Annotated in this window: 21 protein-coding genes and 1 pseudogene; 9 read left to right on the forward strand and 13 right to left on the reverse strand. The window is 69.7% G+C overall.

The genetic code is table 11. The features are described 5' to 3' along the window. Positions 1–55 precede the first annotated feature (55 nt). Positions 56–676: an aa3-type cytochrome oxidase subunit III gene (gene ctaE, locus AC067Z_RS01835; RefSeq protein ID WP_478787423.1), complete on the reverse strand. Its 621-nt coding sequence runs from the start codon at positions 674–676 to the stop codon at positions 56–58. A 169-nt stretch (positions 677–845) separates the two neighbouring features. Here ctaE and AC067Z_RS01840 point away from each other — a divergent pair, with 169 nt between their 5' ends. Then, the gene (locus AC067Z_RS01840; RefSeq protein WP_478787424.1) at positions 846–1,247 is read left to right on the forward strand and encodes a hypothetical protein; all 402 of its coding nucleotides are present in this window, start codon (positions 846–848) and stop codon (positions 1,245–1,247) included. Positions 1,248–1,334: 87 nt separating this feature from the next. On the opposite strand, the gene AC067Z_RS01845 is transcribed toward AC067Z_RS01840, so the two are convergent. The 4 genes from AC067Z_RS01845 to ctaC form a co-directional block, all read right to left on the reverse strand. Beyond that, a complete protein-coding gene (locus AC067Z_RS01845) occupies positions 1,335–2,591 on the reverse strand; it encodes a L,D-transpeptidase (RefSeq protein WP_478787425.1) in 1,257 nt (418 codons plus the stop codon). 121 nt (positions 2,592–2,712) lie between these two features. After that, complete coding sequence (locus AC067Z_RS01850; RefSeq protein WP_478787426.1) at positions 2,713–3,111, reverse strand: cytochrome c oxidase subunit 4; 399 nt, start codon at positions 3,109–3,111, stop codon at positions 2,713–2,715. Next, positions 3,108–4,847: an aa3-type cytochrome oxidase subunit I gene (gene ctaD / locus AC067Z_RS01855; RefSeq protein WP_478787427.1), complete on the reverse strand. Its 1,740-nt coding sequence runs from the start codon at positions 4,845–4,847 to the stop codon at positions 3,108–3,110. Before ctaD ends, AC067Z_RS01850 begins: the two co-directional genes overlap by 4 nt. Beyond that, entirely contained in the window at positions 4,844–5,815 is a 972-nt protein-coding gene (ctaC, locus tag AC067Z_RS01860) for an aa3-type cytochrome oxidase subunit II (RefSeq protein WP_478787428.1), read from the reverse strand. Before ctaC ends, ctaD begins: the two co-directional genes overlap by 4 nt. A 271-nt stretch (positions 5,816–6,086) precedes the next feature. Here ctaC and AC067Z_RS01865 point away from each other — a divergent pair, with 271 nt between their 5' ends. Next, the gene (locus tag AC067Z_RS01865; RefSeq protein ID WP_478787429.1) at positions 6,087–7,460 is read left to right on the forward strand and encodes an aminotransferase class V-fold PLP-dependent enzyme; all 1,374 of its coding nucleotides are present in this window, start codon (positions 6,087–6,089) and stop codon (positions 7,458–7,460) included. Positions 7,461–7,533: 73 nt separating this feature from the next. Here the strand turns inward: AC067Z_RS01865 and AC067Z_RS01870 are convergent, their stop codons facing one another. After that, positions 7,534–8,508: a carbohydrate kinase family protein gene (locus AC067Z_RS01870; RefSeq protein ID WP_478787430.1), complete on the reverse strand. Its 975-nt coding sequence runs from the start codon at positions 8,506–8,508 to the stop codon at positions 7,534–7,536. 128 nt (positions 8,509–8,636) lie between these two features. On the opposite strand from AC067Z_RS01870, the gene AC067Z_RS01875 reads away from it, so the two are divergent. The 3 genes from AC067Z_RS01875 (at position 8,637) to AC067Z_RS01885 (ending at position 10,761) form a co-directional block, all read left to right on the forward strand. Further along, positions 8,637–8,843, forward strand: a complete 207-nt coding sequence (locus AC067Z_RS01875) for a hypothetical protein (RefSeq protein WP_478787431.1) — start codon at positions 8,637–8,639, stop codon at positions 8,841–8,843. Between the two features lie 100 nt (positions 8,844–8,943). Beyond that, the gene (locus AC067Z_RS01880; RefSeq protein WP_478787432.1) at positions 8,944–10,395 is read left to right on the forward strand and encodes a hypothetical protein; all 1,452 of its coding nucleotides are present in this window, start codon (positions 8,944–8,946) and stop codon (positions 10,393–10,395) included. 24 nt (positions 10,396–10,419) lie between these two features. Then, complete coding sequence (locus AC067Z_RS01885) at positions 10,420–10,761, forward strand: VOC family protein (RefSeq protein ID WP_478787433.1); 342 nt, start codon at positions 10,420–10,422, stop codon at positions 10,759–10,761. Positions 10,762–10,867: 106 nt separating this feature from the next. On the opposite strand, the gene AC067Z_RS01890 is transcribed toward AC067Z_RS01885, so the two are convergent. After that, a complete protein-coding gene (locus AC067Z_RS01890) occupies positions 10,868–11,224 on the reverse strand; it encodes an iron-sulfur cluster assembly accessory protein (RefSeq protein WP_030745999.1) in 357 nt (118 codons plus the stop codon). Between the two features lie 254 nt (positions 11,225–11,478). Here AC067Z_RS01890 and nadA point away from each other — a divergent pair, with 254 nt between their 5' ends. After that, on the forward strand, positions 11,479–12,666 hold the full coding sequence (gene nadA, locus AC067Z_RS01895; RefSeq protein WP_478787434.1) for a quinolinate synthase NadA: 1,188 nt from the start codon (positions 11,479–11,481) through the stop codon (positions 12,664–12,666). A gap of 133 nt (positions 12,667–12,799) precedes the next feature. Here the strand turns inward: nadA and AC067Z_RS01900 are convergent, their stop codons facing one another. The 5 genes and pseudogenes from AC067Z_RS01900 to AC067Z_RS01920 all read right to left on the reverse strand — a co-directional run bounded on the left by AC067Z_RS01900 (position 12,800) and on the right by AC067Z_RS01920 (position 19,307). Next, positions 12,800–15,934, reverse strand: coding sequence for an efflux RND transporter permease subunit (locus AC067Z_RS01900; protein WP_478787435.1), 3,135 nt, complete (start codon positions 15,932–15,934; stop codon positions 12,800–12,802). Positions 15,935–16,107: 173 nt separating this feature from the next. Next, on the reverse strand, positions 16,108–16,794 hold the full coding sequence (locus AC067Z_RS01905; protein ID WP_478787436.1) for a response regulator: 687 nt from the start codon (positions 16,792–16,794) through the stop codon (positions 16,108–16,110). Then, positions 16,791–18,044 (reverse strand): sensor histidine kinase, encoded by a 1,254-nt coding sequence (locus tag AC067Z_RS01910; RefSeq protein ID WP_478787437.1) that lies wholly within the window; start codon positions 18,042–18,044, stop codon positions 16,791–16,793. The genes AC067Z_RS01905 and AC067Z_RS01910 overlap by 4 nt, the downstream gene beginning before the upstream one ends. A gap of 145 nt (positions 18,045–18,189) precedes the next feature. Further along, positions 18,190–18,462 (reverse strand): annotated as a pseudogene (pspAA, locus tag AC067Z_RS01915) (PspA-associated protein PspAA); the annotation flags it as partial. A 50-nt stretch (positions 18,463–18,512) separates the two neighbouring features. Next, positions 18,513–19,307, reverse strand: a complete 795-nt coding sequence (locus tag AC067Z_RS01920; protein WP_478787438.1) for a PspA/IM30 family protein — start codon at positions 19,305–19,307, stop codon at positions 18,513–18,515. A gap of 283 nt (positions 19,308–19,590) precedes the next feature. On the opposite strand from AC067Z_RS01920, the gene AC067Z_RS01925 reads away from it, so the two are divergent. Further along, complete coding sequence (locus AC067Z_RS01925; protein WP_478787439.1) at positions 19,591–20,190, forward strand: DUF3043 domain-containing protein; 600 nt, start codon at positions 19,591–19,593, stop codon at positions 20,188–20,190. A gap of 50 nt (positions 20,191–20,240) precedes the next feature. Next, positions 20,241–20,996 carry a class I SAM-dependent methyltransferase gene (locus tag AC067Z_RS01930; protein ID WP_478787591.1) on the forward strand — a complete coding sequence of 252 codons (756 nt, stop codon included), beginning with the start codon at positions 20,241–20,243 and terminating at the stop codon, positions 20,994–20,996. A gap of 144 nt (positions 20,997–21,140) precedes the next feature. Here AC067Z_RS01930 and AC067Z_RS01935 read toward each other — a convergent pair whose 3' ends face one another. Further along, positions 21,141–21,353 carry a hypothetical protein gene (locus tag AC067Z_RS01935; RefSeq protein WP_478787440.1) on the reverse strand — a complete coding sequence of 71 codons (213 nt, stop codon included), beginning with the start codon at positions 21,351–21,353 and terminating at the stop codon, positions 21,141–21,143. Positions 21,354–21,446: 93 nt separating this feature from the next. Between AC067Z_RS01935 and AC067Z_RS01940 the strand changes: the two genes are divergently transcribed. Beyond that, positions 21,447–22,646, forward strand: coding sequence for a bifunctional adenosylcobinamide kinase/adenosylcobinamide-phosphate guanylyltransferase (locus AC067Z_RS01940; protein WP_478787441.1), 1,200 nt, complete (start codon positions 21,447–21,449; stop codon positions 22,644–22,646). The last annotated feature ends 33 nt before the right edge of the window (positions 22,647–22,679 follow it).

Below are 22,679 nucleotides of genomic sequence, written 5' to 3' on the forward strand. Positions count from 1 at the left end.
TCTGGACTATGTCTGCTTCAGGCGGCTCCCGCTCGCTGCGGGCCGCCCGCGCCGGTTACTTGATCATGTAGATCGTGGCGAAGAGGCCGATCCAGACGACATCGACGAAGTGCCAGTAGTAGGACACGACGATGGCGGCGGTTGCCTGCTCGTGGGTGAATCTCTTGGCCGCGTACGTCCTGCCGAGAACCAGCAGGAAGGCGATGAGACCGCCCGTCACGTGCAGACCGTGGAAGCCGGTGGTCAGGTAGAACACCGAGCCGTACGGGTTCGACGAGAGGGAGAGCCCCTCGTGCTTGACCAGCTCGGTGTACTCGAAGACCTGGCCACCGATGAAGATCGCACCCATCACGAACGTGATGATGAACCACGAGCGGAGCTTCTTCACATCGCCCCGCTCGGCGGCGAAGACGCCGAGCTGGCAGGTGAGGGAGGAGAGCACCAGGATCGTGGTGTTCGTCGCCGAGAACGGGAAGTTCAGCGTATCGGCTTGCTCCTGCCAGAAATCGGGACCCGTCACCGATCGCAGGGTGAAGTACATCGCGAAGAGGGCCGCGAAGAACATCAGCTCGGAACTCAACCAGATGATGGTTCCGACGCTGGTGAGGTTCGGCCGATTGACCGACGGGTGCGCGTGCCCGGTTTCTACTGTCGTTGCTGTCGCCACGACCGACATTATGTCGGTCGCTTATCCCGCCCTCACTCCGGGGGGTGCCGTTCGGTGTGTCAGCAGCTCCTGTCCAGCCCGAACGGCCCATCGAAGGCCTGTCCGAACCGGTGTTGACAGCCAGTCGGGAGGAGTAGCATCCGCGCCACAAGCTCTGTTCGTACGAGGCGGAGGAACCATGCAGTCGAGCGCCACGGTCCTGGTCTACAGCGACGATGCCAATACCCGCGAGCAGGTCAGGTTGGCAACGGGTCGCAGGCCGGCCGCGGACGTCCCGCCGGTGCGGTTCCTGGAGTGCGCGACGCTGCCCGCCGTACTCAAGGCCCTTGACGAGGGCGGGATCGACGTCTGCGTGCTGGACGGGGAGACCGTGCCGGCGGGCGGTATGGGCGTGTGCCGGCAGATCAAGGACGAGATCTTCGACTGCCCGCCCGTCCTGCTGCTCATGGGCCGCCCGCAGGACGCCTGGCTCGCCACCTGGAGCCGCGCCGAGTCGGCGGTGACGCTGCCGGTGGAGCCGGTGGAGTTCGCCGAGGCCCTGGCCGCCCTCCTGCGCGGCAGGCTCTCCATCGACGCGTAACGGCCCCCGGGGAAGTCGCCGGGCGTCCCGGGCGCGCCGCGGAGGCCTCCTCCCCCGGAGGCACGCCCCCGGGGGGAGGACCGGGCCTCAGACCTGCGGCCGGAGCCGGGCGGCCACGGCGATGGCGCCGCTGTCCTCGGCCGGGCCGTCGGCGAGCGCGCTGCCCTTGCGCCACTTGTCCCAGGACAGGTTCCAGTCGCCGAAGCCGTTGCCGAACGGCGTCATCATGTCGCCGTAGCTGTTGACGACCTTGACGATGTCGCCCTGCTGGACGGTCTTGAAGAACCACGCGGCGTTGTCCGTGGACATCCCGGTGCAGCCGTGGCTGACGTTCGCCGCTCCCTGCGAGCCCACGGACCAAGGGGCCGCGTGCACGTATTCGCCACTCCAGGTGACGCGCGTGGCCCAGTAGACCGGCAGGTCGTAGGACTCGGAGCTGCCCTCGGCGATGCCGATGCTCGTGCCTCGCATGCGCACGAACGACTCCTTGGCGAGTACGACCTTGATGCCGTTGCGAGTGTCGAAGCCGGGCTTGCCGGTGGTCACCGGAATGGTGTTGATCACTTCTCCGTTGCGCATGACGACCATGGAGTGCGCGCCGGCGTCGGTGATCGCCTCGATGCGGTCGCCGATGGACAGCTTCAGCGGCTTGGAGCGGCCGCCGTAGAGCTTTCCGGCGACCTTGACGCCCTGCAGGTTGCTGCTGGCGCTGACTCTCGCCCCGGCGGGCCAGTACTCCATCGGGCGGTAGTGGAGCGTCTTGTCGTCCACCCAGTACCAGGAGCCCTCCACCGAGGGCTTGGAGTTGACCTTCAGCGCGCGTTCGACGACGCGCCGGGCCTTCTTGTCCTTGACGGCCATGCTGAGCTTCGCCGTGACCGGCTGCCCGACGCCGTACGTGCCCGCCTCCGGGCCGAACTCGGCGGTCAGGAACCGTTTGGCCGGTGTCGTGTCGAAGTTGAGGACACGGATACCGGGGGCGCCGTCCTCGTCCTCCGTGGAGACCCGCAGGGTGTAGCGGGCACCGGCCGCGAGGGGGGCGGTGGAGCGCCACCGGACGCCGTCCGCGGCGAGTTCACCGGCGAGGTAGTGCCCGGCGTCGTCGGTGACGGTGACGTCCGTGATGCGGCCGCTGTCACGCTTGGTCGTGACCTCGAGCGGCTTGTCCGGGTCGACCTTGCTGCTGCCGGCCTCGGTGTTGAAACTGATCTGCCGCGCGGCGTCGTAGGGCTGCGCGGACAGGGGGTGGGCGTCGGGTTCGCCGCACGCCGTCGCGACCGCGCCGAGGGTCACGACCAGCAGAATGCAGCTGAAGACGGTACGGAAGTGCGGCGTGTGGTTCATAAGCACACGCTATGAAGGCTTGTCAGCCGCGGCGCGCTGAAAGACTCCAAACGAGGGGCCCGGATCCACCTTCTTGGAGTGAAGGGGATCCGGGCCCGGCCCGCTCTGCTGTGCAGTGGTGTTATTGGTTCTGACCCTCACCGCGGTAGTACTCGAACACCCAGCCGAAGAGGCCGATCAGGATCACCGGGATCGAGAAGTACAGCAGCCACCAACCGATCGCGATACCGAGGAAGGCGAGTCCGCCACCGATCGCCAGGGACAGCGGCTGCCAGCTGTGCGGGGAGAAGAAGCCCACCTCGCCGGCCTCGTCGGCCACGTCGGCCTGCTTGTCGTCCTGGGCCATGGCGTCCACCCGCCTGGCCGTGAAGGCCAGGTAGTAGCCGATCATGATGCTCAGGCCGAAGGCCAGGAAGAGCGCGGTGGTACCGGCCGGCTCCTTCGACCACACGCCGTACAGGACGGCCATGGCCAGGATGAAGACGCTCAGCCAGAGGAACATCTTGCCCTGGATCTTCACTTGCTCTCCTCCTTGCCACCGGCCGTCACACCGGCAGGAATGCCGCCGTGCTCGAGCTGGTCGAGAGCCGCGATCTCCGGGTGGTGCAGATCGAACGCGGGAGATTCACTGCGGATCCGGGGCAGGGTGAGGAAGTTGTGCCGGGGCGGCGGGCAGGACGTAGCCCATTCGAGCGAACGGCCGTAGCCCCACGGGTCGTCGACCTCGATCTTCTTGCCGTACTTCGCCGTCTTCCAGACGTTGTACATGAACGGCAGGACCGACATACCGAGCAGGAACGAGCTGATCGTCGAGATCGTGTTCAGCGCGGTGAAGCCGTCGGCCGCGAGGTAGTCCGCGTACCGGCGCGGCATGCCCTCGGCACCCAGCCAGTGCTGCACCAGGAATGTGCCGTGGAAGCCGATGAACAGCGTCCAGAACGTGATCTTGCCGAGCCGCTCGTCCAGCATCTTGCCCGTGAACTTCGGCCACCAGAAGTGGAATCCGGCGAACATCGCGAAGACCACGGTGCCGAAGACGACGTAGTGGAAGTGCGCGACGACGAAGTACGAGTCGGAGACGTGGAAGTCCAGCGGCGGCGAGGCCAGGATGACGCCCGTCAGACCACCGAAGGTGAAGGTGACCAGGAAGCCGATCGTCCAGAGCATCGGTGTCTCGAAGGACAGTGATCCCTTCCACATGGTGCCGATCCAGTTGAAGAACTTCACACCGGTCGGTACCGCGATCAGGAAGGTCATGAACGAGAAGAACGGCAACAGCACGCCGCCTGTGACGTACATGTGGTGGGCCCACACCGTCACGGACAGGCCGGCGATCGCGATGGTCGCGCCCACCAGACCGATGTAACCGAACATCGGCTTGCGGGAGAAGACCGGAATGATCTCCGAGACGATGCCGAAGAACGGCAGGGCGATGATGTACACCTCTGGATGGCCGAAGAACCAGAAGAGGTGTTGCCACAGCAACGCGCCGCCGTTGGAGGCGTCGAAGATGTGCGCCCCGAACTTGCGGTCGGCCTCCAGCGCGAAGAGCGCGGCGGCCAGGACCGGGAAGGCCAGCAGGACCAGCACACCGGTCAGCAGCACGTTCCAGACGAAGATCGGCATCCGGAACATCGTCATGCCGGGAGCGCGCATGCAGATGATCGTGGTGATGAAGTTGACCGAGCCGAGGATCGTGCCGAAGCCGGAGAAGGCCAGACCCATGATCCACATGTCGGCGCCGACGCCCGGCGAGCGGACCGCGTCCGACAGCGGGGAGTAGGCGAACCAGCCGAAGTCGGCCGCACCGTTCGGGGTGAGGAAGCCGGCCACCGCGATCAGCGAGCCGAAGAGGTACAGCCAGTACGCGAACATGTTCAGCCGCGGGAACGCCACGTCGGGCGCGCCGATCTGCAGCGGCATGATCCAGTTCGCGAAACCGGCGAACAGCGGCGTCGCGAACATCAGCAGCATGATCGTGCCGTGCATCGTGAACGCCTGGTTGAACTGCTCGTTCGACATGATCTGCGTGCCGGGACGGGCCAGTTCGGCGCGCATGAAGAGCGCCATCAGTCCGCCGATGCAGAAGAAGAAGAACGACGTGACCAGGTAGAGCGTACCGATGGTCTTGTGGTCGGTGGTGGTAAGCCACTTCACCACGACAGTGCCGGGCTGCTTGCGCCGTACCGGCAGCTCGTTCTCGTACGAGTCGTCAGCTGCTGCGGCGGCACCCTGGGGTTCGTTGAGGATGCTCACAGTTGGTTCTTCTCCGCATTCCTGGCCGGGTCCGTCTGCTCAATGCCCGACGGGATGAAGCCGGTCTGCCCCTTCTCGGCAAGCTCCTTCAGGTACTGCTGGTAGCGCTCCGGGGAGACCACCTTGACGTTGAAGAGCATCCGGGAGTGGTCGACACCGCAGAGCTCGGCGCACTTCCCGAAGAAGGTGCCCTCCCGGTTCGGCGTCACCTCGAAGACATTGGTGTGACCGGGGATGACGTCCTGCTTGAACAGGAAGGGGACCACCCAGAAGGAGTGGATGACGTCACGGGAGGTCAGGATGAACCGGACCTTCTCGCCCTTCGGCAGCACCAGAGTCGGACCCGGGTTGCCCGTCTGGGGGTTCCGGTCTCCGGGGATGCCTGCCTCGTAGACGCCCTCGGCACCCTTGGGGAAGTCATTGTTGTACTTGTCCGGAATCGCGTTCAGTTCCTTCTGGACCTGAGCGTCACCGGTGGCGGGGTTGCCGTCCACGTCCTCGAGGTAGTTGAAGCCCCAGCTCCACTGGTAGCCGACCACATTGATGGTGTGTGCGGGCTTTTCGGAGAGCGCGAGGAGCTTCGACTCATCACGCGCGGTGAAGTAGAAGAACACCGAAACGATGATGATCGGGACCACGGTGTACAGGGCCTCGATGGGCATGTTGTACCGGGTCTGCGGAGGGACCTCCACCTTGGTGCGGGTACGCCGGTGGAAGATGATGCTCCACAGGATCAGGCCCCACACCAGCACGCCCGTGACGAGCGCTGCCGCCCACGAGCCCTGCCAGAGGGAGAGGATCCGTGGCGCCTCCTCCGTGACCGGGGTGGGCATTCCGAGGCGGGGGAAATCCTCCCAGTTGTATGAGCAACCGGAGGCGGTAGCCAGGATCAGGCCCGCAGTCAGCACCTGCGGCAGCTTCCGCCGCATCGGGCGCCGCGACGAGCGGTCGGAGCCGTTGGGACTCACGTAGCGCCTTCCCGAGAGTCTCGGCCCGCGCGGCCGGCTGCGGCCGTCTCGCTGGTCGGTCGCCGGCCCTGACGCGGGCAGGGGTTTGGATGTTTATGCGGACCAAACCCTACTGGACGCTATTTGGGGTCGCGCGGGGAGGGTGCCCAACGCGCCGTCCGACCCCCTGAAGGAGTGCCGTGCCCTTCGGAGGACACCTCCGGGAGGTCCGGAATACCCCGCTCCGGGGCCATCTGACGCACCCTCTCCTGCCCGGCGCTAGCGTGGAGGCGTGCCCTACTTCGACACCGCATCCTCCGCTCCCCTGCACCCGGTCGCACGTCAGGCCCTGCAGGCCGCGCTCGACGAGGGCTGGGCCGACCCGGCCCGCCTCTACCGCGAGGGGCGGCGCGCCCGGCTGCTGCTGGACGCCGCCAGGGAGGCCGCCGCGGAGGCCGTCGGCTGCCGCCCCGACGAACTCGTCTTCACTCCTTCGGGGACGCACGCACTGCACTCCGGGATCTCCGGCGCACTCGCGGGACGTCGGCGTGTCGGCCGCGGTCTGGTGGTCTCGGCCGTCGAACACTCCGCCGTACTGCATTCGGCGGCCGCATGGGAAGCGGCCGGCGGGACGGTGACAGAGGTGGGGGTGGACCGGCTCGGGGCGGTGTCCGCCGCGGAGTTCGCCGGCGCGCTCGGTCCGGACACCGCGCTGGCGTGCCTCCAGTCCGCGAACCACGAGGTGGGCACCGAGCAGCCGGTGGGCGCGGTCGGGGAGGCGTGCCGGGACGCGGGGGTGCCGCTGCTCGTCGACGCGGCGCAGTCGCTGGCGTGGGGTCCGGTGGAGGGTGGCTGGTCGCTGCTGGCCGCGAGTGCGCACAAGTGGGGTGGGCCGGCGGGCGTCGGGCTGCTGGCCGTGCGCAAGGGGGTGCGGTTCGCCCCGCAAGGTCCGGCGGACGAGCGGGAGTCGGGGCGGTCACCGGGCTTCCAGAACCTCCCGGCGGTGGTGGCGGCGGCGGCGTCCCTGCGGGCGGTGCGGGCGGAGGCCGCCGAGGGGGCCGCGGCGCTGCGGGGCCTCGTGGACAGGATCCGTACGCGGGTGCCCGAGCTGGTCCCCGATGTGGAGGTGGTGGGTGACCCGGAACGGCGCCTCCCCCATCTGGTGACCTTCTCCTGTCTCTATGTCGACGGAGAGACACTGCTGCACGAACTGGACCGGGCAGGCTTCTCGGTGTCGTCCGGCTCCTCGTGCACGAGCAGCACGCTGACGCCGAGCCATGTGCTGCGGGCGATGGGGGTGCTGTCCGAGGGGAACGTCCGGGTGTCGCTCCCCCTGGGCACGCAGGCGTCCGATGTGGACCGGTTCCTGGAGGTGCTGCCGGGGGTGGTGGCGCAGGTGCGCGAGCGCCTGGGTGCGCCGGCCGGCGGGACGTCGGCGCCCGGCTCGGGCACATCGCTCGTCGTGGACGCGCTGGGGAAACGGTGTCCGATCCCGGTGATCGAGCTGGCGAAGGTGATCGGTGATGTCCCTGTGGGCGGGACGGTGACGGTGCTGTCGGACGACGAGGCGGCGCGGCTGGACATCCCGGCGTGGTGCGACATGACGGGGCAGGAGTACGCGGGGGAGAGGGAGAAGGGTGTGTACGTGGTGCGGCGGGTGCGGTGACGCCCGTCCCCTCGGTGTCAACGAACGGCGGACGGATCGACTCCGTCGATCCGTCCGCCGTTCGTGTCCCGGGTCAGGACAGGTGGACGCGGACTTCCGACGCCGCCTCGTGGCCGTACGCCTTCGTGAAGCGGTCCATGAAGTGCGCCCGCCGCAGTGTGTACTCCTGCGTACCCAGCGTCTCGATCACCAGCGTCGCCAGCATGCAGCCCACCTGCGCCGCACGCTCGTGGCCCACGCCCCACGACAGGCCGGACAGGAAGCCCGCGCGGAACGCGTCGCCGACGCCCGTCGGGTCGACCTTGGCGTCCTCCTCCGGGCAGCCGACCTCGATCGGCTCCTCGCCGGCGGCCTCGATGCGCACCCCGCGGGAGCCGAGGGTGGTGACCCGGCGGCCGACCTTGCCGAGGATCTCCTCGTCGCTCCAGCCGGTCTTGGACTCGATGAGGCCCTTCTCGTACTCGTTGGAGAACAGGTACGCGGCGCCGTCCAGCAGTATCCGGATCTCGTCGCCGTTCATGCGCGCGATCTGCTGCGAGAAGTCCGCGGCGAACGGAATGCCCCGCGTGCGGCACTCCTCGGTGTGGCGCAGCATCGCCTCGGGGTCGTCGGCTCCGATGAGTACGAGGTCCAGGCCGCCGACCCGGTCGGCGACGGACTTGAGCTCGATCTGGCGGGCCTCGCTCATCGCTCCGGTGTAGAAGGAGCCGATCTGATTGTGGTCGGCGTCCGTCGTGCACACGAAGCGGGCCGTGTGCAGGACCTCGGAGATACGGACGGACCCGGTGTCCACGCCGTGGCGGTCGAGCCAGGCGCGGTACTCGTCGAAGTCGGAGCCGGCCGCGCCGACCAGGATCGGTCCGGTGCCCAGCTGGCCCATGCCGAAGCAGATGTTCGCCCCGACACCACCCCTGCGCACATCGAGGTTGTCGACGAGGAAGGACAGGGAGACCGTGTGCAACTGGTCCGCGACCAACTGGTCGGCGAAGCGGCCGGGGAAGGTCATGAGGTGGTCGGTGGCGATGGAGCCGGTGACTGCGATACGCACGGTGAGGCGCTCCTGGGGCGGGTTGGCAGTGACAGTCCACGCTACCGGGTTCCGCCACCCCGCCGAGCAGGGAAACTACCCGATAGTAGGTCTTTTTTCGTGGAGTCCCAGGTGCGTACGGTGCGGCTATGACTAAGCAGATCGCCGCGCGCGAGCCGCGCGAGTCCGAGATGAGTCTGGCCCAGCTGCGCGGTGACTGTGTGCGTATGGCACCGCATTGGGTGGTTCCGGCGGCCGTGACGCCCGCGCCGGTGCATCCTTCTCTCATCCACGGTGTCGTGGTGCCGCCCGCGTCCGCCCGGCTCGTGGACGCGATGTCCGACTACGGCGACTGAGAACCGGCGACTCGGCAGGGCGCAAGGGAACCGCGCGCTCCCCGGCTCCGTCCCATCCGTGTCGTCCGAAGCAGGAGGACACGAGACAAGGAGCGATGCGGTGAGCAGCACGGAGAACACGCACGAAAGCCCCCGTCGCCGGCGTTCCCCGCTCGCCGTCGCCTCGGTGGCGGCGGCGGTGCTGGTCGCCGGTGGCGGAGGGGCGTATTTCGCGACGGCCGGCTTCGACGGCGGCTCGGACGCGAAGAGCGGCAGCCGCGGGGACGACCCTGCTCCGCTGCTCTCCCTGGACGTGTCGAAGGATGGCGACGGGAAGGGCTCCATCGCGCCGGGCGAGCCGGACCCGAACGGCGGCGGCGTCGTCTACAAGGCCGCGGGCGATCTGCCCGAGGGCCCGGAGCGGGCCGGTCTGTACCGGGCGAAGGGCTCCGTGACACAGGCGGAGGTCACGCGGCTGGCGAAGGCGCTCGGGATCGACGGATCGCCGCGGCTCGTGGGGGCCGCCTGGAAGATCGGCGCCGACAAGGACAGTTCGGGCCCGATGCTCCAGGTGAACAAGGACGCGCCGGGGACGTGGACGTTCGCCCGGTTCGGCGCGGCACCGGGCGGCGACAACTGCCTGAAGGCCAAGGAGTGCCCCTCGGGCAGCTCGGGCGCCAAGGACGAGCCCGGCCCCACGGTGAGCGAGGCGGCGGCCAAGAAGGCGGCGAAGCCGGTCCTGGAGGCGGTCGGCCAGGGCGACGCGAAGCTCAGCGCACGTCAGCTGATGGGCGCGGTGCGGGTGGTCAATGCCGACCCGCTGGTCGGCGGCCTGCCGACGTACGGCTGGACGACCGGGATCCAGGTCGGATCGGACGGTCAAGTGGTCGGCGGCAGCGGCCAGTTGAAGGAGCCGGTGAAGATCCACAGCTATCCGGTGATCTCCGCCGACGAGGCGGTGAAGGCGCTGAACGACGGCGCCGGGAGCGGCACGATCGGTATCGGCGGCTGCGCGACCACGATGCCCCACAAGAACGAGGGCGACGTGGAGGGCGAGCAGAAGCCCTGCGAGCCGGCCAGTAGCAGCCCGGCACGGGAGCGGGTGACGATCGACAAGGCCGCCTTCGGATTGGCCGCACAGTATGTGGACGGACAGCAGTCGCTGATGCCGTCGTGGCTGTTCCAGGTGAAGGCGAAGGGCCAGGCCCAGCCGTTCACCGTCACGCATCCGGCGGTGGAACCCGCGTTCCTCAAGGCCGCGGAACCGCCGCAGAAGGACATCACCCCGACCGAGCCGCCGGAGGTGCCGTCCCTGCCCGCGACGTCGTACAGCGCCGACGGCAAGACGCTGACCATCACGTTCTGGGGCGGGGTGTGCAGCAAGTACGAGGCGAAGGCGACCGAGAGCGCCGACCGTGTGGAGGTCAGGGTGGTCGATTCGGACCCGGACCCGAAGCGGGTGTGCATCGCCATGGCCAAGGAAATGTCGGTGTCGGTGACGCTGGACAAGCCGCTGGACGGCCGGAAGGTCGTTGATGCGGGTACGGACAAGGCGCTGCCGCGCAAGGGCTAGGACGCGCCGCCCTGGCATGACGGCATGGCTGTGGACCTGTACGCAGGAATCCCCGTCGGCGACTACGCGGTGGCGCTCGCATGGTACGAACGGCTCTTCGGCTCACCGCCGACGTTCGTGGCGAGCGCCACCGAAGCCGTGTGGGAGATCGCGGAACACCGTTCGGTGGCCGTCGAGCACCGGCCCGAGCATGCCGGTCACGCCATGCACACCGTCTTCGTCGACGACTTCGATGCCGTCGTCGCCCGGATCGCCGACCGGGGTCTCGAACCCGTGCAGCGGGAGACGTACGCGAACGGCGTACGCAAGGCCGTCTACCGGGACCCCGACGGGAACGAGATCGGCTACGGCGGCGCCCCGCTCTGACCGGAGCGGGCCGGCCGCCGTCGTGATGCGGCGCATCCGCTCATGCCGAAGGCGGCGGTCCCGTGAGGGACCGCCGCCTTTCGACGTGCGAGGCGCGGGGCCGCGGTCAGCTGAAGGAGTCGCCGCAGGCGCAGGAACCCGTCGCGTTCGGGTTGTCGATGGTGAAGCCCTGCTTCTCGATGGTGTCGACGAAGTCGATCGACGCACCACCCAGGTACGGAGCGCTCATCCGGTCGGTGACGACCTTGACGCCGCCGAAGTCCTTCACGACGTCGCCGTCGAGCGAGCGCTCGTCGAAGAACAGCTGGTAACGCAGGCCGGAGCAGCCACCGGGCTGAACGGCGACGCGCAGGGCCAGGTCGTCGCGGCCTTCCTGGTCCAGCAGGGCCTTGACCTTGGCCGCGGCGGCGTCGGACAGGAGGATGCCGTCGCTCACGGTGGTGGTCTCGTCCGATACGGACATCTGCTTCTCTCCCGGGTAGTACGGAGACTGCTTGCCGACCGGTTCCAACCGGCGTGGCCGCGGATTCATTCCAGGGCCGGGCTCGTCTTTCCCTTTCATGCTCGCACACTGGTCCGGCGCAAGGTACCGACCTGCGGACGGGGGGTGCGTCACATCGACGCTATGGACATCGTCAAAGTGACGTGAAGCGGTTATGATAGATAGCGTCAAATAGACGAGAAGGTCTTCTGCCAGACGAAGAAAGGGTGTGTGTCGTGACCACCGCCCAAGTCCGCCCCGAGCTCGACGTCCAGCCGACGCCGCTCGCCCTGCTGCTCCTCGGCCGTGAGGCCGACCCCAGGAGTGAGCGCGGTGTCGAGTGCCCCGGCGATCTGCCCTCCCCGTCCGACCCGGACCTGGTGGAGCGCGCCCGCGCCGCCAAGGAGAAGCTCGGCAGCAAGGTCTTCGTCCTGGGCCATCACTACCAACGTGACGAGGTCATCCAGTTCGCGGACGTCACCGGCGACTCGTTCAAGCTGGCGAAGGACGCGGCGGCGCGGCCGGAGGCCGAGTACATCGTCTTCTGCGGCGTGCACTTCATGGCCGAGTCCGCGGACATCCTGACCTCCGACGACCAGAAGGTCGTCCTGCCCGACCTGGCGGCCGGCTGTTCCATGGCCGACATGGCCACCGCCGAGCAGGTGGCGGAGTGCTGGGACGTGCTGACGGAGGCGGGCATCGCCGAGCAGGTCGTGCCCGTGTCGTACATGAACTCCTCCGCCGACATCAAGGCCTTCACCGGCAAGCACGGCGGCACGATCTGCACGTCCTCGAACGCGAAGCGGGCGCTGGACTGGGCCTTCGAGCAGGGCGAGAAGGTGCTCTTCCTGCCGGACCAGCACCTCGGCCGCAACACCGCCGTCCGCGACATGGGGATGTCCCTGGACGACTGCGTGCTCTACAACCCGCACAAGCCGAACGGCGGACTGACCGCCGAGGAGCTGCGTGCGGCCAAGATGATCCTGTGGCGTGGCCACTGTTCGGTGCACGGCCGGTTCTCACTGGACTCGGTGGCCGATGTGCGGGAGCGGATCCCGGGCGTGAACGTCCTGGTGCACCCGGAGTGCAAGCACGAGGTCGTGGCGGCCGCGGACTACGTCGGCTCGACGGAGTACATCATCAAGATGCTCGAGGCTGCCCCGGCCGGCTCGAAGTGGGCGATCGGCACGGAGCTGAATCTGGTCCGGCGCCTGGCGAACCGTTTCGCGGACGAGGGCAAGGAGATCGTCTTCCTCGACAAGACGGTCTGCTTCTGCTCGACGATGAACCGCATCGACCTGCCGCACCTGGTGTGGACGCTGGAATCGCTGGCCGAGGGGAACCTGGTCAACCGCATCGAGGTCGACAAGGAGACGGAGAGCTTCGCGAAGCTGGCGCTGGAGCGGATGCTGGCGCTGCCGTAGCCGTCCCGTACGCGAACGAGGGGCGCCCCGCCCGAAGGCGGGGCGCCCCTCGTTGCATCCTGCGTCCCGGCGGCGGACCGGCCGGGTCGGGGCCCGTCGGACCGTGGCCGGGCCACGGTCCGACGGACACCGCCTACGCGTTCGCCGGTTCCGCGGCCGACTCCGTCGGCTCCGCCGGCGACTCCGGCGCGCGCTTCGCCTCGCGCTTCGCGCGGCGGCGCTCCTTGCGGAGCTCCACCACCGCGTAGAGCGTCGGCACCAGCAGCAGCGTCAGCAGCGTCGACGTGATCAGACCGCCGATCACCACCACCGCCAGCGGCTTGGCGATGAAGCCGCCCTCACCCGTGACGCCCAGCGCCATCGGGAGCAGGGCGAAGATGGTCGCCAGAGCCGTCATCAGGATCGGGCGCAGCCGGTGGCGGCCGCCCTCGATCACCGCTTCGACCACGCCCAGGCCCTGCGCCCGGTGCTGGTTGATCAGGTCGATCAGCACGATCGCGTTGGTGACCACGATGCCGATGAGCATCAGCATGCCGATCATCGCCGGCACACCCATCGGCGTACCCGTCGCGACCAGCAGGCCGATGGCGCCGGTCGCCGCGAACGGGATGGAGACCAGCAGGATCAGCGGCTGGATCAGCGAGCGGAACGTCGCGACCAGGAGCATGAAGACGATCGCGATCGCCGCCAGCATCGCCAGACCGAGGTTCAGGAACGCCTCCTCCTGGTCCTCGGACACACCGCCGATGGACGCGGTGGCGCCCTCGGGGAGGTCGAGTGCGGCGAGCTTCGACGACAGCGAGGCACTCACCGCGCCGGTGTTGTCACCGGTCGGCTTCGCCGTGATAGTCGCGGCCCGCGAGCCGTCGATGCGGGTCATGGAGACCGGGCCGGGGACCAGCTCGACCTCGGCGATGTCACCGAGCTTCACCGGTCCGAGCGGCAGGTCACGCAGCTCGTCCATCGTCCGCGCGGGCTTCGCCGACGTGATGACGATGTCCCGCTCGGTGTCGTCCAGGATCGCCTTGCCCGACGGGGTGCCGCGCACGGCCTGGCCGACGGCCATGCCCAGTGTGGTGTCGGTGAAGCCGGCGTCGGCCGCCTTCGCCGTGGCCTTGACCGAGATCCGCGGGACGGACTGGGCCAGGTCGCTCTGGACGTCGGTGACGTCGTCGAGCTTCGCGACCTCCGCGCGAACCGCCTCGGACGCCTTCTTCAGCGTGTCCGCGTCGGACGCCTTCACCACCACGCTCAGGTCCTGGCTGCCGAAGCCGTCGCCCGCCGCGATCGTCGTGTCGCCGATGCCGTCGAGCTTACCGAGCTCCTCGTCGATGCGGTCGCGGACCGTCTCGTAGGAGGCCGCGTCCTTCAGCGTGAGCTGGTACGACGCCTGGTTCGCGCCGGTGCCGCCGCCGAAGGCCGCCATGAAACCGGACGAGCCCACGGTGACCTGGTAGTCCTTGACCTCGTCGAGGCCGTCGAGGACCTTCTCGACCTTCTTCGCCGAGGCGTCGGCCGCCGACAGGCTGGTGCCGGGGGCCAGCTCCTGCTTGATGGACATGACCTCCTGCTCGCCCTGGTCGAAGAAGTTGGTCTTGAGCAGGCCGGCCATGCCGAAGGTGCCGAAGAGGACGACGAGCGCGAGGACGATGCTCGTGACACGGCGGCGGGTCGCGAAGCGCAGCACGGGGACGTACATCCGCTGCAGCGGGCTCTTCGCCTCCTTCTCCTCCGCCTTGCGCCGGGCGTCCTCCGGGTCCATGCCGCGCACGGCCTTCGGTGCGCGCAGGAACCAGTACGACAGGACCGGGACCACGGTCAGCGACACCAGCAGGGAGGCGAGCAGCGCCGCCGTGACGGTCAGGCTGAACGAGCCGAAGAGCTCGCCGACCATGCCGCCGACCAGACCGATCGGCAGGAACACGGCCACGGTCGTGAGGGTGGAGGACGTGACGGCGCCCGCCACTTCCTTGACCGCGGTGATGATCGCGCTCTGACGCTCCTCGCCGTAGCCGAGGTGCCGCTTGATGTTCTCCAGCACAACGATCGAGTCGTCGACGACCCGGCCGATGGCAATGGTGAGCGCGCCCAGCGTGAGCATGTTCAGCGACAGGTCACGGGTCCACAGCACGATCAGTGCGAGGACCACGGACAGCGGGATGGAGACCGCGGTGACCAGGGTGGAGCGCAGCGAGGCGAGGAAGACCAGGATCACGATGACCGCGAAGAGCAGGCCGAGCGCGCCCTCGGTGGTCAGGCCGGAGATCGACTTGGAGACCGCCGGGCCCTGGTCGGAGACGACGGTGAGCTCGGCGCCCGCGCCGAGGTCGGTGCGCAGCTCGGGGAGCTTGTCCTGGACGGCCTCGGAGATCGCGACGGCGCTGCCGTCGTTGTCCATGGTGGCGAAGACGGCGAGGCTGGGCTTGCCGTTCGTGCGGGTCAGGGAGACCCGGGTGGACTCGGTCTGCTCGACCTCGGCGATGTCACCGAGGCGCACGGGCTTGGTCCGGCCCTTGCCGGCGCCCTGCTGCGGCACGATCCGCAGGTCCTCGATCTGCTGCAGGGTGGTGAACCCGCCGCCGACCTGCACGGTACGGCTCTTGCCGTCCTCGGAGAAGGAACCGGCCGGCACCGTGGCACCGCCCGACGTGAGCGCCTCGGCGAGCGCCGCGGTGTTCAGGCCCGCACCCGCCAGCTTCTTGGCGTCGGGGGTGACGGAGACCTGGAGGTCCTGGACGCCGTCGATGGAGACCTGGCCCACGCCGTCGATGTCCTCGAGCGCCGGGACGACGGTCCGCTCCAGCTGGTCGGCCAGCGCCTGCTGGTCCTTGTCGGAGGTGACCGCGAGCACGACGGTCGGGATGTCGTCCGTCGAACCGGCGACGACCTGCGGGTCGACCTCGTCGGGCAGCTGGGTGCGGGCCCGGTTGACGGCCTGCTGGACATCGGCGACGAGCTGCTTGGACCCGTCCCCGTAGTCGAAGCTGGCCATGATCACGGCGTTGCCCTCGCTCGCCGTGGAGGTGATGCCCTTGATGCCGTCGACGGCCTTGATCGTGGACTCGAGCGGTTCGACGACCTGCTTCTCGACCACGTCGGGCGAAGCACCCTGGTAGGGGGCGAGCACCGACACCATCGGGAGCTCGATCGAAGGCAGCAGCTGCTGCTTCAGCTGCGGGATGGCGATCGCCCCGAAGACGATCGCCACGATGGACATCAGCCCTATCAGGGCCCGTTGCGACAGGCTGAATCTCGACAGCCAGGACATGGGGTCTCTCTTCTGTGGCTGCGCGCATGGCGGGCGCGCGTGGCGTGCTCGGCGGGGACGGGCAGAGTGAGGTGCCCGCCTATACCTTCGGCCACGCGGAGCCAGGGATCCGTAGACCCCAGGTCCCGTTCCTTATCTCGCGCATACCGCAGCTGGAGTACGCCGCGAAGGGCTCAGTCCACCCTTGGACGTACCAGACCCGATTCGTACGCGGTGACCACCAGCTGGGCCCGGTCGCGGGCGCCGAGCTTGCCCATGGCCCGGTTCACATGGGTCTTGACGGTCAGCGGGCTGACCTCGAGGCGGTCGGCGATCTCGTCGTTGGAGTGCCCGCCGGCGACGAGCACGAGGACCTCCCGCTCGCGGACGGTCAGCGCCGACAGCCGCTCCGCGTACGCCGGGGTCTCCTCGCCGTCCCCCGAAGTGCCGCCCTGCGCGAGGAACTTGGCGATCAGTCCTTTGGTGGCGACCGGCGACAGCAGCGCCTCGCCCGCGGCGGCGATACGGATGGCGTTGAGGAGCTCCTCGGGCTCGGCGCCCTTGCCGAGGAAGCCGGACGCCCCGGCGCGCAGCGACTGCACGACGTACTCGTCCACCTCGAAGGTCGTCAGCATGACCACCCGTACGTGGGACAGCTCGGGGTCCGCACTGATCATGCGGGTGGCTGTCAGACCGTCCGTGCCGGGCATCCGGATGTCCATGAGGACGACATCGGCGCGGGCGGAACGGGTCAGGGCGACGGCCTCGGCACCGTCGGCGGCCTCGGCCACGACCTCCATGTCCGGTTCGGAGTCCACCAGCACCTTGAACGCGCTGCGCAGCAGCGTCTGGTCGTCGGCGAGCAGCACCCTGATCGTCATGCGTTCTCCCCCGTGCGGGACCGCGGCCCGGACTGTGTGCGGTTGGTCAGCGGCAGTATCGCCTGCACGCGGAACCCGCCGCCGTAGCGGGGGCCCGCGGTGAGGGTGCCGCCGAGTGCGGTGACCCGTTCGCGCATGCCGATCAGACCGTGGCCGCCGCCGTCCGCGGGGGCGTCGGGTACAGCGCCGTTGTCGAGGACGGTGACCTCCAGCGTGGAACCGACCCGCACCACGCTGACCTCCGCCTTCGCGCCCGCGCCCGCGTGCTTGCGCACATTGGTCAGCGACTCCTGGACGATCCGGTACGCGGCGAGATCGACGGCGGCGGGTGCCGTGACGCCGTCGTCGGCACGGGCGACGTCGACGGGGAGGCCGGCCTGGCGGAACGTGGTGACGAGCTCTCCGAGGACGGCGAGGCCGGGCGCCGGTTCCGTGGGAGCCTCCGGGTCGCCGGACTGACGCAACAGACCGACGGTGGCGCGCAGTTCGTTCAACGCGGACCGGCTGGCCTCGCGGACATGGGCGAGGGCTTCCTTGGCCTGGTCGGGGCGCTTGTCCATGACGTGGGCGGCGACTCCGGCCTGCACATTGACGAGGGCGATGTGGTGGGCGACCACATCGTGCAGATCGCGGGCGATCCGCAGCCGCTCCTCGGCGACGCGGCGACCGGCCTCCTCCTCGCGGGTCCGCTCGGCGCGCTCGGCCCGTTCCCGGATGGCGTCGACGAACGCGCGGCGACTGCGGACCGCGTCACCGGCGGCGGCCGCCATTCCGGTCCAGGCGAAGATGCCGAGGTTCTCCTGGGTGTACCAGGGTGTCGATCCGAACGACATCGCCGCGCCCGTCAGCACCGCCATCGTGAGCAGGCCGACCCGCCGGGTGGTGGGCCGGTCGGTGCGCGACGCGACGGTGTAGAGGGCGATCACGGCGCTCATGGCGACGGGCGCTGCGGGATCTCCGACGACGAGTTCGACGACGGAGACCAGTCCGGTGACGGCGAGGACGGGCATCGGATTGCGCCGCCGGAAGACGAGCGCGCCCGCGGCGACGACCATCAGCAGGGCGCTGCGGATCTCGGGCGTGCGGGTGCCGAAGGTGGGCCCGTGCGGGCCGTTCGGCTCGGCGAACGAGCCGATGACCATGCAGGCGAGCACGGCGAGGGCGAGCGCCGCGTCGAACGCCAGCGGGTGTGCGCGGAGCCAGCCGTGGGCCCGGGCGCGGCGGTCGGCGAGAGAGGTCACGTCAGGCAACGTTACGGCGCCGACGGTGGTGTGCTGTGCGGATCTGCGGGCGGCCCCGCACACCACCGTCGGAGCGGACGGGCGCTCAGTCCGGGGGCTCCGGGCTGCCCGAGGTGTCGGGGACGCCGGCGATGTCCGAGAAGCTCGGCGCGTCAGGGATCAGGCCGTCCTCGCCGAGCAGGTCGCGGACCTCCTCCAGCGTCGCCTCGGACGCCGGGAGGATCAGCTCGGACGGCTCCAGGGAGTCGTCGGGAAGCGGTTCACCCAGTTCGCGGACCTTTGCCAACAGCGCCTGCAAGGTCCGGCGGAAGCCCTCGCCGTCGCCTCTCTCCATCTCGCCCAGCAGTTCGTCGTCGAGCTTGTTGAGCTCGGGGAGGTGGCTCACCGCCACCTCCACCTGACCCTCCCCCATGATCCGTACGATCATGACGAGTCCTCACTGCGTGTCGGAGCCTGTCTGACCACTGCCGTTTACGGCTACTGCTTGTCGAACTTCGGGGTGCTCTGCTGCTGCGGCGCCGCGTCCTGCCGGCCCTCGCTGCCCTCGATCGCCTGCTGCGGCGCCGGGCCGCCGGCCAGCTCCGCCTTCATGCGCTGGAGCTCCAGCTCGACGTCCGTGCCGCCGGACAGCCGGTCCAGCTCGGCCTGGATGTCGTCCTTCGCGAGGCCCGACTGGTCGTCGAGCGCGCCGGAGGCGAGGAGCTCGTCGATCGCGCCGGCCCGTGCCTGGAGCTGAGCGGTCTTGTCCTCGGCGCGCTGGATGGCGACGCCGACGTCGCTCATCTCCTCCGAGATGCCGGAGAACGACTCCGCGATTCGGGTCTGCGCCTGGGCAGCGGTGTACGTCGCCTTGATCGTCTCCTTCTTCGTACGGAAGGCGTCGACCTTGGCCTGCAGGCGCTGCGCGGCGAGCGTGAGCTTCTCCTCCTCGCCCTGCAGGGTCTGGTGCTGCGTCTCGAGGTCCGTGACCTGCTGCTGGAGCGCGGCGCGGCGGGAGAGCGCCTCGCGCGCCAGGTCCTCGCGGCCGAGGGCGAGCGCCTTGCGGCCCTGGTCCTCCAGCTTGGAGGACTGTCCCTGCAGCTGGTTGAGCTGAAGCTCGAGGCGCTTGCGGGAGGTCGCCACGTCGGCGACTCCGCGGCGCACCTTCTGCAGCAGCTCCAGCTGCTTCTGATACGAGTAATCGAGGGTCTCGCGCGGATCCTCGGCCCGGTCAAGGGCCTTGTTTGCCTTCGCGCGGAAGATCATCCCCATACGCTTCATGACACCGCTCATGGGCTTCGCGCGCCCCCTTCTGACGGACTCAGCTTCCAGCACTCCAACAGAACCCACAGTACGGGCCCTGCATCCATTACCGCACTGTTCGGGAGCGGATGCGCTCCTCCCCAAGGACGACTGCGAACTGCTCCGATCCGGCCCAGGGAGTAGGTGAACGTCAGGGACCCGTCCACGAGGCGTCCGCTCTGTGGTGCTTGTGTCCTATACGGACGCCTGCCGTTGCGGGATCGTTCCCCACCGGGGTGGGGTCTGGGGATTCCACCCCGTACCCTTGGGTTTTGTGTTCCGTAGCCGTTCCAAGGACGAGAAGGCCCCCACCGACAAGGTGACGGCGGACCTCTCCAAGCAGCCCCGCGACCCCGAGGCCCCCAAGGGCCGCCCGACGCCGAAGCGCAGTGAGGCTCAGGGCCAGCGCCGTCGTGCCTCCTCCGGTGCGCCGACGGACCGCAAGGAGGCCATGAAGCGCCAGCGCGAGGCCCGCCGTGCGGACCTGGCCAAGCAGCGCGAAGCGCTCGCCAGTGGTGACGAGCGTTATCTGCCGGCCCGTGACAAGGGTCCGGTACGGCGGTTCGTGCGTGACTTCGTCGACTCCCGCTTCTGCATCGCCGAGTTCTTCCTGCCGCTCGCGGTGGTGATCCTCGTGCTGAGCATGGTGCGGGTCGGCAACCTGCAGAACATCGCCCTGCTGCTGTGGCTCGGCGTGATCGTGCTGATCATCGTCGACTCCATCGGTCTGACACTCCGCATGAAGAAGCAGCTCAAGGAGCGCTTCCCGAACGAGTCGAAGCGCGGAGCGGTCGCCTACGGCCTGATGCGCACGCTGCAGATGCGCCGCCTGCGCCTGCCCAAGCCGCGGGTCAAGCGCGGAGAGCGGCCCTGAGCGCCCACTCCCCCGAACCCTCCGGTTTCGCCGGAGCGTCCGCCGAGTGGCTGGCCGGGGCCGGCGGGCTGCGCAACACCGTCCGCCAGGAGCTCGTCGCCCGCCAGCTGGAGGAGCAGATCACGGCGCGCTACCCCGTGGGGCAGCGGCTGAGGGTGCTCGACGTCGGCATGGGGCAGGGCACGCAGGCGCTGCGACTGGCTCGGGGCGGGCACACCGTCACCGGGCTGGAGTCCGACCCGATCATGCTGAAGGCGGCCCGCGAGGCGCTGGCCGGTGAGCCGGCCGGGATCCGCGAGCGGGTCCGCCTGATCGAGGGCGACGGCCGCGACACCGGTGTGCACTTCCTGCCCGGCAGCTTCGACGTGGTGCTCTGCCACGGCGTCCTGATGTATGTCGCCGAGGCCGACGCGATGCTCGCGGGCCTCGCGAGGATGCTGGCTCCCGGCGGTCTGCTGTCGCTGCTCGTGCGCAATGCGGACGCTCTGGCCATGCGGCCCGCGCTGGAAGGCGACTGGGCCGCGGCGCAGGAGGCGTTCGACGCCCGGACCTACACCAACCGGCTCGGGCTCACCGTGCGGGCGGACCGGCTGCACGCCCTGACGGCGACGCTGGAGGGGATCAACGCACCGCTGCACGCCTGGTACGGGGTGCGGGTGTTCACGGACAACGTCGGCAACGAGGTGGAGCTGCCCGCGGCCGAGGAACTGCAGCAGCTGCTGGCCGCGGAGGACCGGGCCGGCCGCACCGACCCGTACCGCCGGGTGGCTGCCCTGCTGCATCTGTGCGGTGTGCGGCGCGCCTGACGGCGCTTGCATGCACGGTCGTCACTCGCCCCCTGATCGGCGGCGCGGGGTGCCCCTGTGCCGGGCCGGTTCCGGTGGCCCCGCGCACGAGGCGCGGTGCCGACCGTGCCGGGCCCGGCACGGGGACTGCGGTTCCCGGGGCCGTCAGGCCTCCGCTTCCGCGTGGAGGCTCATCGGGCCGTAGATCTTCGCCCCGTCCTCCGACAGCACCACCTGGTCCGCGCCGCCCTCCTGGAGCTGCTTCCAGTACTCACCGATCCAGGACTCGGCGTCGCCCTGGGTGGTGAACTCCTCCGGCTCCACCGCCGGCTGGACCTCCGTCCCGTCGGACTTCTCGAACCGCCACGTCCACGCCATATGCGCCTCCCGGGTGCCCGGCCGCTGATCAGTTTGCTGCCCGCAGCGTAGCCGGGCGCGCACCCGCTGCGGCGACGCGGGAGGATCAGGGGCGTGGAACTGACTCTGCTCGGCACCGGCGCGCCCTCCGGACTCCCCCGACCCGACTGCCCCTGCGCCGTGTGCGCGACCGCACGCGGCGCCGAAGCGCGGGCCGCGACCGCACTGCTGGTGGACGGGGCGCTGCTGCTCGACCTCACGCCCGGCGCCGCGCTGGCGGCCGCGCGGGCAGGGCATTCGCTGGTCGGCGTGCGGCAGGTGCTGCTGACCCATCCGCACGACGGTCCCGCCGTCGATCTGCCCGCGGGACTGCCGACGGCCGGCCGGGTGCCCGACGGGCGGGAGTTGACGCTGATCAGCGGGCACCGGGTGCGAGCCGTGCCGGTGGACCATCCCGGCACGGCATACGAGGTGACGTCGCCCGAGGGCGAGCGGCTGCTCTATCTGCCGCCGGGCGCATCACCGGCCGGTCTCGCGGAGGGACTCGCGGCGTACGAGATGGTCCTCGCCGATGTGGTCGGACGGCCGGACGCCATCGCGCGGATGCGGGCGGCCGGGGCGATCGGCGCCACGACCGATGTGATCGCGGTGCACCTCGGCCACGACGTGCCCGGCGGCCCGGAGCTGGACCGGCGGCTGGCCGCCGCCGGGGCCCGAGCCGTCCCGGACGGGACGACACTGATCGTCGGCGAGTACCACGCGGTGCCGGACGTGCCGCGGCGCACCCTGGTGACGGGCGGGGCGCGTTCGGGCAAGTCGCTGGAGGCCGAGCGGCGGCTGGAGGCGTTCCCCGACGTGCTGTACGTGGCGACCGGCGGGACGCGCAACGGGGACGCGGAATGGGCGGCGCGGGTGGCGGCGCACCGTGAGCGGCGGCCCGGCGCGTGGCGCACGGCGGAGACCTGCGACCTGGCGCCGCTGCTCGCCGAGGAGGGCCCGCCGATACTGATCGACTGCCTGTCGCTGTGGCTGACGGATGCGATGGACAGGGCCGGGGCCTGGGACGACGAGCGCTGGCCGGCCGGGGGCGAACGTGAGCTGCGCGCGCAGGTGGCCGAACTGGTCGCGGCGGTGCGGGAGACGGGCCGCACGGTGGTGGCGGTGACGAACGAGGTCGGCTCGGGCGTGGTCCCCGCCACGGCGTCGGGGCGCCGCTTCCGGGACGAACTGGGGCGTCTGAACGCGGCGTTCGCGGCGGAGTGCGAGCACGTCCTGCTGGTGGTGGCGGGCCAGGCGCTGACGCTGCGCGGCTGAGCGGTGGGAGCGCCCCCGCCCCATGCCGCCAGG

It is taken from the genome of Streptomyces sp. NPDC043812 (assembly GCF_056436245.1).

Bases quoted from the DNA above. Each gene is read 5' to 3' on its own strand.
- AC067Z_RS01905 (WP_478787436.1), bottom strand. From the start codon at position 16,794: ATGACGATCAGGGTGCTGCTCGCCGACGACCAGACGCTGCTGCGCAGC.
- AC067Z_RS01935 (WP_478787440.1), bottom strand. From the start codon at position 21,353: ATGGCGTGGACGTGGCGGTTCGAGAAGTCCGACGGGACGGAGGTCCAG.
- AC067Z_RS01875 (WP_478787431.1), top strand. From the start codon at position 8,637: ATGACTAAGCAGATCGCCGCGCGCGAGCCGCGCGAGTCCGAGATGAGT.
- ctaE (WP_478787423.1), bottom strand. From the start codon at position 676: ATGTCGGTCGTGGCGACAGCAACGACAGTAGAAACCGGGCACGCGCAC.
- AC067Z_RS01900 (WP_478787435.1), bottom strand. From the start codon at position 15,934: ATGTCCTGGCTGTCGAGATTCAGCCTGTCGCAACGGGCCCTGATAGGG.
- AC067Z_RS01890 (WP_030745999.1), bottom strand. From the start codon at position 11,224: ATGTCCGTATCGGACGAGACCACCACCGTGAGCGACGGCATCCTCCTG.
- AC067Z_RS01840 (WP_478787424.1), top strand. From the start codon at position 846: ATGCAGTCGAGCGCCACGGTCCTGGTCTACAGCGACGATGCCAATACC.
- AC067Z_RS01885 (WP_478787433.1), top strand. From the start codon at position 10,420: ATGGCTGTGGACCTGTACGCAGGAATCCCCGTCGGCGACTACGCGGTG.
- AC067Z_RS01845 (WP_478787425.1), bottom strand. From the start codon at position 2,591: ATGAACCACACGCCGCACTTCCGTACCGTCTTCAGCTGCATTCTGCTG.
- AC067Z_RS01920 (WP_478787438.1), bottom strand. From the start codon at position 19,307: ATGAGCGGTGTCATGAAGCGTATGGGGATGATCTTCCGCGCGAAGGCA.